Below are 11,505 nucleotides of genomic sequence, written 5' to 3' on the forward strand. Positions count from 1 at the left end.
GGCGGGACCTGGCTCGTACCCGGCGGTCTCCCGGGGCGCCGGCGCGGGTGAGGTGGGGCGCGGGTCGTCGGCCTCCTCCGTCGGCCCCTCCGTGCGCTCCTCCGTCTCGGCCAACTCGTCGTCGCCGAGCGGGCGGCCGACCAGGCGTTCGCCGCGGAGTCGGGCCGCGACCAGGACGCCCCGGATCGCCGCCACCACGCCCACCGCGCCGGCGACCGCGATGCCGATCCGACCGTCGAAGGGGACCAGCCCGAGCCCGCCACCGACGACGAACGCGAGCATCAGCACCGTCTCGGAGTGGGCGAAGGAGCTGGCCCGGAGCCGCTCCGGGATGCGTTCCTGGATCGACGCGTCGACGGCGAGCTTGGCGATGCCGCTGAACAGCGAGGCGACCAGGCAGAAGAGGGCGACCATGGGGAGCGAGAACTTCACCACGGCGAGCACCGCGACACCGGCCACGATGATCATGCTGCTGGACTGGATGGCCGCCGGCCGGTGGATGCGCAGCCGGGTGCCGATCGCGGTGGCCAGAAAGGTCCCCACGACCAGCGCCCCGCCGACCAGACCGAGCGCCGCCTCGTCGGTGAGATCGCGGCCGAACGCGGCCGTCGTGAGGTCGCCCTTCTTGATGGCGAAGGCGAGGAAGAGCAGCAGGAAGCCGTAGACCGCGCGCAGCGTGGCCGCCCCGATCAGGGTGGCGATCACCAGCCGACCCGCCGGCCTCCCCCGACCGAGCGGGCGGTCCCCGGGCAGGCGACGGCTGAACAACGCCCGCAGCGGGCGCGGTACCCGCTCCGGCGGCTCCGAGTCGGCCTTCGGCGGCAGCCGCAGCGAGATCACCATGCCGATCAGGAAGATCACCGACGCCACCCGCAGCGGCCACTGCGGCCCGAACCAGAACGCGGCCAGTCCGATCGGCGCGACCAGGCCGCCGGCCACCGTGCCGTAGACGCTGGCCCGCGCCCCGACCTGGGACAGGCCCAGCCCCTCCGGAAGCAGCCTCGGCACCGCCGCCGAACGTGCGACCCCGTACGCCCGGGACAGCGCCAGCACCCCGAAGGCCGCCGGATAGAGCCCGAAACCGTGGATGTAGTCGCTGATCAACCAGGCGAGGAAGGCGCGGCCGAGCATGGTGGTGGCCAGGGCGTACCGGCGACCGTGGCGGAAGTGGTCGAGCAGCGGGCCGACCACCGGCGCGAGCATGGCGAACGGCACCATGGTGATCAGCAGGTAGAGCGCCACCTTGCTGCGGGCCTCGCCCAGCGGGACGTTGAAGAAGATCGTGCCCGCCAGGCCGATGGCGATCAGGGTGTCACCGGCGCAGGAGAGCGCGTGCAGGTCGAAGAGGCGGACCATGCCGGCCTCGCCACCCGCGCCCCGGGCCCGGGCCCGACCGGCCCGTCGGGTCACCCAGCGTCCGCTGCCGATCGAACCGCGCAGCATCAGCCGGGCGAAGCGGATGCCGGTGCCGACGGTCCGCCCGAGGACGGACCGCTCAGGGCGGGATGACGGCGGCATGTGCACCATCCTCGCCCATCCGATCGGGGCGTGCCGCACCAGTTGAGCAGAACGGTCGGGGAGTCCCCGTCGCCGGTGACGTAAGCATGGGGAACAATGGTCGGGTGACCAGGCCCGCCTCCACCCGTGCCGCCCGTCTCGACCAGGTCTGCGCCGCCGCCGTCGAGGTGGCCCGCGCCGGCATCACCGAGGTGGACGCCTCCGACGTCGGTGAGCATCTGCAGGTCGTCGCCGAGGGCGAACGGCTCGTCACGCACTACTTCGAGTGCCGGCTGGCCGGCTACCGCGGCTGGCGCTGGGCGGTCACCGTCACCCGGGTGCCGCGCAGCCGCAACGTGACGATCTGCGAGACCGTCCTGCTGCCCGGCACGGACGCGCTGCTCGCACCCGGTTGGCTGCCATGGCAGGAGCGGCTCAAGCCGGGCGACCTGGGCCCGGGTGACCTGCTGCCCACCCCGCCGGACGATGAACGGCTCGCCCCCGGTTACCTGCTCTCCGACGACCCGGCGGTCGAGGAGACGGCCTGGGAGCTCGGTCAGGGCCGGGCCCGGGTGTTCTCCCGCGAGGGGCGCGCCGAGGCCGCCCAGCGCTGGTACGACGGCGACCACGGCCCCGCCGCGCCGATCTCCACGGCAGCCCCGGCGGCCGCCCGCTGCGGCACCTGCGGCTTCTACCTGCCGCTCGCCGGCCAGCTCCGGCAGGCCTTCGGCGCCTGCGGCAACTTCTACGCGCCGGACGACGGCCGGGTGGTGAGCGTCGACCACGGCTGCGGCGCGCACTCGGAGACGCTCATCGAGGCGGCCGAGACGTCCGTCGACGAGATGCCGACCGTCTACGACGACAGCGCGGTGGAGGCCGTCTCGGTCAGCCGCGCGCCCGGGTCGGTCGAGGGGGCCGAGCCGGCGGAGCCGTACGGCCACTCCTGAGCGGACGCCCCGGTCAGCGGGGGGTGGCGCGACGGCGGCGACGGTTCGCGTCGTGGCGCAGCATCACGGCGAGACCGGGGATGCCCCAGAGGAATCCGGCCAGGCAGATCCAGAGCCAGTTCTCGTGCCCGTGCTCGGTCAGCCAGCCGCGGAAGAAGAGCAGTAGCACCAGACCGGCTACCGCCCAGCCGGCCATCCCGGCGAGGGCGAACGGCACCATCGGCGGGTCGAGCGGCTCGGGCCGCGGCGGCTGCTGGTTCGGCACCCGGCAAGCGTACGCGATCAACTTCCCTGCCAGGCCACTGATCTGGGACGATGCGCGCGACGACCGAAGATCACCTGCGAGGACGTGATGGCAGTACCGCCCCCTAACAACGGCACACCACCCGATCCCGATTCGCCGCGCAACGGATTCGACCGGTATTTCGAGATCTCCGCCCGAGGCTCGACGGTGAGCCGGGAGGTCCGCGGCGGGCTGGCGACCTTTTTCACGATGGCCTACATCGTGGTGCTCAATCCCCTGATCCTCGGCAGCGCCGCCGACGGTGACGGCAAGAAGCTCGCGATCCCGGCGATCGCCGCCGCGACCGCCCTGGTCGCCGGCGTGATGACCATCCTGATGGGGGTGGTCGGCCGGTTCCCGTTGGCGCTCGCCGCCGGCCTCGGCGTCAACGCGCTGGTCGCGTTCGAGATCGCCCCGGAGATGACCTGGGCCGACGCCATGGGCCTCGTGCTGATCGAGGGTGTGATCATCGCGGTGCTGGTGCTGACCGGCCTGCGTACCGCCGTTTTCCGCGCGGTGCCGACCCAGCTCAAGACGGCGATCGGCGTCGGTATCGGGCTCTTCCTGACCATCATCGGGCTGGTCGACGCGGGCTTCGTCCGTCGGGTGCCGGACGTGGCCAACACGACGGTGCCGGTGGGGTTGGGGATCGGCGGCAAGCTGGTCAGCTGGCCGCTGCTCGTCTTCGTGGTCGGGCTGCTGCTGACGCTGGTGCTGGTGGTACGTCGGGTCCGGGGCGCGATCCTGATCGGCATCCTCGGTTCGACGGTGCTGGCGATCATCGTCGAGGCGATCGCGAACGTCGGGCCGTCCGTGGTCGACGGCAAGCCCAACCCGAAGGGTTGGTCGCTCAACGTTCCGGAGCTGCCGAAGACCATCGTGGATCTGCCGGACCTGTCGCTGCTCGGCCACTTCAACGTGCTCGACTCGTGGAGCCGGGCCGGCTGGCTGGTCGTGCTGATGTTCGTCTTCACGCTGCTGATCACCGACTTCTTCGACACGATGGGCACGATGGTCGCGGTCGGCCAGGAGGGCGGGATGCTCGACGAGCGGGGCACCCCGCCGCGGACCAAGGAGATCCTGCTGGTCGACTCGATCGCCGCGGCGGCGGGCGGCGCGGCGAGCACCTCCAGCAACACCTCGTACATCGAGAGCGCCGCCGGTGTGGCGGAGGGCGCTCGGACCGGCGTGGCCAACCTGGTCACCGGCGGGCTCTTCCTGCTGGCCATGTTCCTGGCGCCGCTGGTGGTGGTCGTGCCGTTCGAGGCGGCCTCGACCGCCCTGGTGGTGGTGGGCTTCCTGATGATGACCGCGGTGCGGACCATCGACTGGGCCGACTACGAGATCGCGATCCCGGCGTTCCTCACCATCGTGCTGATGCCCTTCACGTACTCGATCTCCAACGGGATCGGGGCCGGCGTGATCACCTACGTGGTGCTGAAGGCGGCCCGGGGGAAGGCGCGGGAGGTGCACCCGCTGATGTACGGGGTGGCCGCGCTCTTCGTCCTCTACTTCCTGCGCGGGCCGATCGAGTCCCTGGTGCTGTGACGCTCGTCCCGGGGCCGGTCGTCCGGAGAAGCGGAGAGCCGGCCCCGGGACCGGTGAAGTCCTCGTGAGCCTGGTCATATCAGATGTCGTTAGCCATGCTCATTAGTTAAGCTAACTATCGTGACGGAGCGGACGGTGACGGCGAAGCGCGTGCCACCGGCGCAGCTGGCTCCCCAGTTGCGTGATGCGATCACCCGACTCAACCGGCGGGTCCGACAGGCCCGGCCAGTCGGCGACCTGACGATCACCCAGCTCAGCGCACTCACCAGCCTCGGGTTGGCGGGCGCGCTGACGCCACGGGAACTGGCCGACGTCGAGCGGGTGCAACCGCCGACGATGACCCGGATCGTCGCGAAGTTGGAGGAACGCGGCCTCGTGCAGCGCACCCCCCATCCGACCGACGGACGCCAGGTCATCCTCGCGCCGACCGAGGGAGGCCGGGCGGTGCTCGACCAGTTCGAGCGTGCTCGTAACGAGTGGCTGGCCAACCAGCTGGCCGAGCTGAGCGAGGTCGACCGGGAGACGCTGCGGAGAGCTGCCGAGCTACTCCAGCAGATCGCACGCGCCTGACTCACGCGCCCGTACCGCCGGGTCCGCGCCGTCCGCCGTGGATGACGCGTACGACTCGAGGAGGCGCAACACAGAGTGCAGGCCCGGCTGAGCACCATGTTCCAGTCCCTAACGGTTCGCAACTACCGGCTCTTCGCCACCGGACAGCTGATCAAACTGCTCGGCGTCTGGATGATGTACATCGCCCAGGACTGGCTCGTCCTCGACCTCTCGGGGAACTCCGCGACCGCGCTCGGCGTGGTCACGGCCCTCCAGTTCACCCCGGTGCTCCTGCTGACCCTCCTCTCCGGCCGCCTCGCCGACCGGTACGACAAGCGCGTCCTGCTCTTCGTCGCCAACACCTTCTGGACCGTGCTGGCGCTCGGCATGAGCGTGCTGGTCCTCACCGGCCTGGCCCAGCTCTGGCACGTCTTCGCGTTCGCCCTCCTGCTCGGCGTCGCCAACGCGGTCGAGACTCCCGTCCGGCAGTCCTTCGTCTCCGAGCTGGTCGGAGTGTCGCTGCTGCCGAACGCCCTCTCGCTCAACGCCGCCGTGTTCAACTCCGCGCGGATCATCGGCCCGGCCATCGCCGGCGTCGCCATCGCCCTCTTCGACGTCGGCCCGGTCTTCCTCATCACCGCGGTCAGCTCGATCGCGCCGCTGGTGAACGTGGTGCGGATGCGTACGTCCGAGCTCTACCGGGACGCCCTGCCCCCGCGCGACGAACGCGCCGAGGCCCGGGTGATCGACGGGCTGCGGTACGTCTGGCACCGCTCCGACCTGCTGCTCCCGATGGTCGTCATGTCGGTCATCGGCATGTCGTTGTTCAACTTCCAGCTCACCCTGGCGGCGCTGGCCAAGACCGTGTTCCACACCGGCGCCGCCTCGTTCGGCCTCTTCACCACCGCGCTGGCGGTCGGCGCGCTCGGTGGGGCGCTCGCCGGCACCGGACGGCGCAGCCGGCCCTCCGTCTGGTTGGTGCTCGGCGCCGCCATCGCGTGCGCGAGCTTCGGCACGCTGGTCGGTCTCGCCCAGGCGTACTGGCTGGTGACCGCCCTGCTGGTGCCGACCGGCTTCTTCATGGTCTTCTTCGCCCAGGCCGCCAACCAACGGGTGCAGCTCGGGGTGGACGCCGCCTTCCGCGGCCGGGTGATGGCCCTCTGGGTGCTGGTCTTCCTCGGCACCAACCCGGTCGGCGCGCCGGTGATCGGTTGGGTCGCGGAGACCTTCGGCGCCGGGGCCGCCATCTGGATCGGCGCACTGATCTCGCTGGTCACCGCGCTGCTCGCGCTGGCCTGGCAGCTACGCCGCTCCGGCGCCCGGCTCCGGTTCCGGGTGCTGCCGATGCCCCGCTTCTACGTGACGCAGACGGAGAGCTGAGCCGCGAGGGGCCCCTGTCGCCGGAATCCGGCGCAGGGGCTCCTTCGCACCTGGCCAACCGAAGCGTCCTGATGCGCGGATGGCGCGGATGCCGCCATTCCGGTGGCGGAGCGGGATGGCGGAGCTTAGCGTCGATGCGTGGAGGTCGGACGCGCACTGCTGCTCGCCCTGGCGTTCGTCGCCGTGGCGAGCCTGCCTGCGATGATCGCCCTGCTCTTCTGCGCCGACGAGATCATCGACCGGGTGGCCTGTGGCTGGGCGGAGTGGCGTGAGCGCCGACGGGAACGGCGCGTCATCGCCCGGCTGGACCGGGCCGTCGAGGCCGACGCGCTGACCCGCGACATCGACCTCTCCGAGTTCGACCGGGAGGACCGCCGCCCGCTGGAGCAGCTCGCCAACGACCTGCGCCGGCTGGGCGGCCAGCGGCTCGGTGGGAACGGCAGGTCGATGGTCTGGCACGGCGCGGTGCTCCAGGCGTACGACGACCGGCTGCGCCTGGCCTGCCGCGCTCTCGACATCACCGAGCACCTGAGCGAGCTCGACGGCGTCGACCAGGAGATCGAGCGGGTGCGGGTGGAGGGGCTGCTGCACGCCGCCGGTCTGCGCCTGCCCGCCGCGCGGGGCGCCGGCCGCCGCCAGCAGCACCGGTGAGGACGTCCGCCGGTTGAGGCTCTTCGTCGCGGTCAACCCGCCGGCGGACGTGGTCGCCGACCTGACCGCTCAGGTCGCCCGACTCCGGATCGCGGCGGCGTCCGCCGCCGGCACCAACGTACGGCTCGCCGATCCGGCGCACGCCCACCTCACGCTCGCCTTCCTCGGTGACGTCGAGGAGGCCCGCCTGGTCGAGGTGGAGAGTGCCCTCGGGCTCGCCGCCCAGTGGTTCCGCGAGTCCCGGGACGCCACGCCACGGCTGCGGCTGGGCGGGGGTGGCCGGTTCGGAGAGAACCGGTTCACGATCCTCTGGGTGGACGTACGGGGTGAGGTCGAGGCGCTCGCCACCCTGGCCCGGCTGATCCGTTCCCGGTTGCGCGGCGCGCGCCTGCCACACGACGAGAGGCCCTTCCGTCCGCACCTGACCATCGCCCGGCCCGGTGACCGGGTGGACGACGCGGACGTCGAGGCGGACCGGGCCGCCCTGGACGGCTACCAGGGGCCGGAGTGGCCGGCGACCGAGTTGGTGCTGACGCGCAGCTACCCCGGCCCCCGGCCACGGTACGAACGGATCGCCGCCTGGCCGCTGTGATCCCGGGCCCGGCGTACCGGTCTCAGTCCTTGCGGGTGCCCTCGTAGAGGTCGACGTAGATGCTGTCGAGCTCGTCGGCGTTGCCGCCCAACGCTTCGGGGTCGACGATGTCGTGCCCGACACCCAGTTCCTTCGGCAGCTCGTGCACGGCGAGCGTGCGGTCGCTCGACGTGGCGATACGCCGGGCGACGCCGACCGCCTCCTGGCGATCGATGAAGTCGTCGTTCGCCGACGTCACGACGGCGACGCTCATCAGGCGCGGGTTCCGCCGGTCCAGGTCGAAGTTGCGCGCGATGCGCAGGTACTGGGAGAGGGCGGCGAACGAGAAGCCAGCCGAATTGATCTTGTCGGGAAGGAGGTGGAACCCGAAGAGCACGATCGTCGGCTTGACCACGAAACCCGGTGCCTGGGCGCTGTTCGGCTTGTAGAAGGGCGACAGCACCAGGAGGTGACGCACCGCGTCGGGTCGCCGGCCCGCCAGCCAGGTCGCCAGCACCCCGCCACCGGAGATGCCGACCACGCCCACCTCGTCGCCGAGCCCGGTGACCAGGTTCAACGAGTCGTTGGCGTAGCTCACCAACTCGCCGGCCTCGAGTTTCGCGTGCGCCAGCTCGTCGGTGACCCCGTGCCGGGGCGCCCGGGGCACCCAGACGTTGTAGCCCTCGTCGAAGTAGCGCTTCGCGAGGCTCGCGTACTGCTTGGGGCAGTCGGTGTAACCGTGCAGCAGCAGGACCGCCTTGGCCGTCTTGGTGCCGTGTGACATCACCACGCTGCGGCACTCCGGGCGTACCGCCGGGTCCGCCGCCTCGGCCGCCACGACCTGCTCGGCCGCGCTGGTGGCGGCGTCGAAGGTGAAGGCCTTCGGGGTGGCTCGCTGGAGCTCGCTCCCACCGAGAGGCCAGGCGTAGAGGACTGTCACCGCCAGGACGACAAGCGCGAGCAGCGCACCGAGGGTGATACCGATCCGGCCGGCTACGGTTCGCCGGGCAGGAGTGTTCTGCTGTGCCAGTTCGAGGCTCAAGATGCGCGCCTTCCACGTGAGGGGACGACGTGGACACGCGGCTGGATCGCCCGCGGTTCGGGCGATCCACTGTGGCCTGACTCTCCTTCGGCCGGTGGGTGGCGGATCCGCCACCCACCGGAGGCGCGCTAGGAGGACTCGCGGGCTGCCGGGCCGCTGCCGAAGAGGACGTCGTCCCAACTCGGCAGACGCTTGCGCGGCTTGCCTGAACTGTCGGTGGACTCGCCGCCCGCGGCGGCCGCCGCTCCGGTCCGGCGGGGCCGCAGCACCGCGAGCGACGGAACGGCCGGCACCTCCTTGGGCGCGTCCGAGTCGTCGTCGAAGGCGGAGCCGGGCCCGCCGCCGAGCAGCGCGGCGGCACCGCCCGCGACGGCCCGCTGCCGGGGCCCGTCGGACCCGGCGAGCGCCGCGGGCGTACGCGGCTCCAGGCCGCGGCCGGACGACCCGCCCAGCGGCCGGTCGAGGGACGCGAGCAGGGCGTCCCGACCGGCCCGGATCGGGTCCCGACCGGTGCGGGGGTGCTCGGCGGGGGCCGGTAGGCCGTGCCCGCCCCGACTCGGCTCGCTCCGGGTCGGCCCGGGCAGGGCGTGCCCGCCCCGCTCCGGCGGCTCCTGACCGAGGATCGGCGTGGGTCGTTCGGCGCAGAGATACTGCGCCATGTCGTCGTGCGGGGTGACCGCCTGCCGGGTCTTGTCGAGGACCCAGATCGCCTGCGCGGTCGCCTTGCCGGACGGCCAGGTGGCGATGATCCGCCAGGTGCCGTCGTCGCGCCGGTAGGCGTCCCAGGAGATCTTCTCGGTGTCGATGCCGTGCTGGGCCAGCCGGCCGTTGACCACCTCGGCGAGGGGGGTCGGCTTGTCGGCTCCCTTGAGCCGGGTACGCCGAGCGTGCTGGGCGAGCATCGCCCGCTCCTGGAGCACCGGGCCGGCGTAGCGCAGCACCCGGTCGACCGGCACGCCGGCGATCCGGGCGACGTCCTCGGCGGACTCACCGGAGCGGATGCGGGCCTGGATGTCGCGCGGGGACAGGGACGGGACCGGATCGGCGGTCGTGGCGGCGACCGCGAGCGGCGGGGCACCCGGTTCGGCGTGCATCGCCGAACTCACCCGCTCGTCGATGGGCAGCGCGAGCAGCCGCCCGACCTCGTCGGCGAGCACCAGAGCCTGGCCGTCCTCGGAAAGGGCGACGAAGCGTACTGGGCGCATGCGTTGCCTCCGTCCCGCTTCGTTGGCCCACGCCACGAGTCAGCCACCCGGGCGTCTCGCACCACCGTACGCTCATCTGCCCTGAGGTGGGGGATGCGACACCCGCATGTCGTGGATGAGCTGCGGCGATGATCACGGTGGGTGGCCGCCGCGCCGGGCGCCGACCACTTACCGTCATCTGGGTCAGAGACGCTCGATCACGTAGTCGATCGACGCGGTGAGCGCCTCGACGTCGGCCGGCTCGATCGCCGGGAAGAGCGCGACCCGCAGCTGGTTGCGGCCCAGCTTGCGGTACGGCTCGGTGTCCACGATGCCGTTGGCGCGCAGGGCCTTGGCGATCGCGCCCGCGTCCACCCCGTCGGCGAAGTCGATGGTGGCGACCACGTTGGAGCGCAGCGCCGGGTCGGTGACGAACGGCGTGGCCACCGCCGAGCGCTCGGCCCAGCCGTACACGATGGACGCGCTCTCGGCCGTGCGCTTGGCGGCCCAGGCCAGGCCGCCCTGCTCGTTCATCCAGTCGGTCTGCTCCGCGGCCAGGAAGATGGTGGCCAGCGCGGGGGTGTTGTAGGTCTGTTCGAGCCGCGAGTTGTCGATGGCGGTGACCAGGTCGAGGAAGGCCGGGATGTAACGGCCGGACGCCTTGACCTCGGCGGCCCGCTCCAGCGCGGCGGGCGACATGAGGGCGAGCCAGAGCCCGCCGTCGGAGCCGAAGCACTTTTGCGGCGCGAAGTAGTAGACGTCGGTCTCCGCGACGTCCACGTCGAGGCCGCCCGCGCCGGAGGTGGCGTCGACCAGCAGCAGCGAGCCCGCGTCGGCCCCGGACACCCGGGAGATCGGCACCGCCACCCCGGTCGAGGTCTCGTTCTGCGGGGTGGCGTAGACGTCGACACCCGCCTCGGCGACCAGGTTCGGCGCGGTGCCCGCGTCCGACTTGCGGATGGTCGGCTCGCCGAGGAAGGGCGCGTCCTTGACCGCCTTGGCGAACTTGGCGCCGAACTCGCCGAAGCTGGCGAACTGGGCCCGGTCGCGGACGAGGCCGAAGGTGGCGACCTCCCAGAAGGCCGTCGTGCCGCCGTTCCCGATGACCACCTCGTAGCCGGCGGGCAGGGAGAAGAACTGGGCGATGCCGCTGCGCAGCCGGGCCACCTGGTCGCGGACCGTCTTCTGCCGGTGGGAGGTGCCGAGGTAGCTGGTGGCCACCTCACCGAGGGCGGAGACCGCCGCCGGGCGGACCTTGGACGGTCCGCAGCCGAACCGCCCGTCGGCGGGCTTGATCTCGTCGGGAATCCGGATGGTCGGTGCGTCAGCCACGGTTCTCAAGATCCTTCCGCGTGGGCCGGGGCCCGGTCAGCGTGGCGGGCGCGGAGCGGCGGCGGGCGCGGAGGCGCGCGGTGGCCGGGATCCGAGCCCGGTCCGGCGGCACTGCCGAAGTCACATCCTCCCATCCCCGGGAGAGCGGCCGAGTTCTGGTCCCGCCCCCGGGACTGAGGCGTACGCCACAGCTGTCGTCCGGCGGGGTGGCGGCCCGGATCTGCACGCCTCACGGCTCGTAGCCGGCGACGGCGAATGCGTACGGTAACTGCGCCTTCGTCCGCCCGGCACGTGCCTTCGGGCCCTTTGCTCCGCACCCCTCGACGCACCACTCGGTCGACCTGCGGTTCCTTATCGATCACCGACTTGCGCTCCGGACCGGGCCGACACGGAGAGAGGCTGGCGCTTATCGGGGTGCAGGGCACAGGAGGCGCAGCGGTGTCTGCCGGGTGTGCCCGTGGCTCACTGAACGTCAGCGAGGGGTGGAGCGACGGGGGCCCGTCGAAGGATCGGGGCCGGCC

Annotated in this window: 11 protein-coding genes; 6 read left to right on the forward strand and 5 right to left on the reverse strand. The window is 72.1% G+C overall.

From position 1 onward, the window contains the following. Positions 1–1,518 (reverse strand): MFS transporter (locus tag E1211_RS25570; protein WP_132351689.1); only part of this gene is annotated, 1,518 nt, incomplete at its 3' end. Positions 1,519–1,604: 86 nt separating this feature from the next. On the opposite strand from E1211_RS25570, the gene E1211_RS25575 reads away from it, so the two are divergent. Then, positions 1,605–2,444: a DUF3027 domain-containing protein gene (locus tag E1211_RS25575; protein WP_132351691.1), complete on the forward strand. Its 840-nt coding sequence runs from the start codon at positions 1,605–1,607 to the stop codon at positions 2,442–2,444. A 13-nt stretch (positions 2,445–2,457) separates the two neighbouring features. Here E1211_RS25575 and E1211_RS25580 read toward each other — a convergent pair whose 3' ends face one another. Beyond that, positions 2,458–2,709: a DUF2530 domain-containing protein gene (locus E1211_RS25580; protein ID WP_132351693.1), complete on the reverse strand. Its 252-nt coding sequence runs from the start codon at positions 2,707–2,709 to the stop codon at positions 2,458–2,460. An 87-nt stretch (positions 2,710–2,796) separates the two neighbouring features. Between E1211_RS25580 and E1211_RS25585 the strand changes: the two genes are divergently transcribed. From E1211_RS25585 to thpR, 5 genes are all read left to right on the forward strand, one after another. Further along, the gene (locus E1211_RS25585; protein ID WP_132351695.1) at positions 2,797–4,275 is read left to right on the forward strand and encodes an NCS2 family permease; all 1,479 of its coding nucleotides are present in this window, start codon (positions 2,797–2,799) and stop codon (positions 4,273–4,275) included. 120 nt (positions 4,276–4,395) lie between these two features. Further along, complete coding sequence (locus tag E1211_RS25590; RefSeq protein WP_207915511.1) at positions 4,396–4,845, forward strand: MarR family winged helix-turn-helix transcriptional regulator; 450 nt, start codon at positions 4,396–4,398, stop codon at positions 4,843–4,845. A 75-nt stretch (positions 4,846–4,920) separates the two neighbouring features. Then, positions 4,921–6,204 carry an MFS transporter gene (locus E1211_RS25595; protein WP_132351697.1) on the forward strand — a complete coding sequence of 428 codons (1,284 nt, stop codon included), beginning with the start codon at positions 4,921–4,923 and terminating at the stop codon, positions 6,202–6,204. A 138-nt stretch (positions 6,205–6,342) separates the two neighbouring features. Then, a complete protein-coding gene (locus E1211_RS25600) occupies positions 6,343–6,855 on the forward strand; it encodes a hypothetical protein (RefSeq protein ID WP_132351699.1) in 513 nt (170 codons plus the stop codon). A 13-nt stretch (positions 6,856–6,868) separates the two neighbouring features. Next, positions 6,869–7,447: an RNA 2',3'-cyclic phosphodiesterase gene (gene thpR / locus E1211_RS25605; protein WP_132351701.1), complete on the forward strand. Its 579-nt coding sequence runs from the start codon at positions 6,869–6,871 to the stop codon at positions 7,445–7,447. 22 nt (positions 7,448–7,469) lie between these two features. Here the strand turns inward: thpR and E1211_RS25610 are convergent, their stop codons facing one another. The 3 genes from E1211_RS25610 to serC form a co-directional block, all read right to left on the reverse strand. Next, a complete protein-coding gene (locus E1211_RS25610) occupies positions 7,470–8,468 on the reverse strand; it encodes an alpha/beta fold hydrolase (RefSeq protein WP_132351703.1) in 999 nt (332 codons plus the stop codon). Between the two features lie 128 nt (positions 8,469–8,596). Next, complete coding sequence (sepH, locus tag E1211_RS25615; protein WP_132351705.1) at positions 8,597–9,673, reverse strand: septation protein SepH; 1,077 nt, start codon at positions 9,671–9,673, stop codon at positions 8,597–8,599. Between the two features lie 183 nt (positions 9,674–9,856). Continuing rightward, the gene (gene serC / locus E1211_RS25620; RefSeq protein ID WP_132351707.1) at positions 9,857–10,984 is read right to left on the reverse strand and encodes a phosphoserine transaminase; all 1,128 of its coding nucleotides are present in this window, start codon (positions 10,982–10,984) and stop codon (positions 9,857–9,859) included. Between the last annotated feature and the right edge of the window lie 521 nt (positions 10,985–11,505).

Origin of the sequence: Micromonospora sp. 15K316 (genome assembly GCF_004348525.1) — a bacterium.
In the GTDB taxonomy this organism is placed as follows: Bacteria; Actinomycetota; Actinomycetes; order Mycobacteriales; family Micromonosporaceae; genus Micromonospora.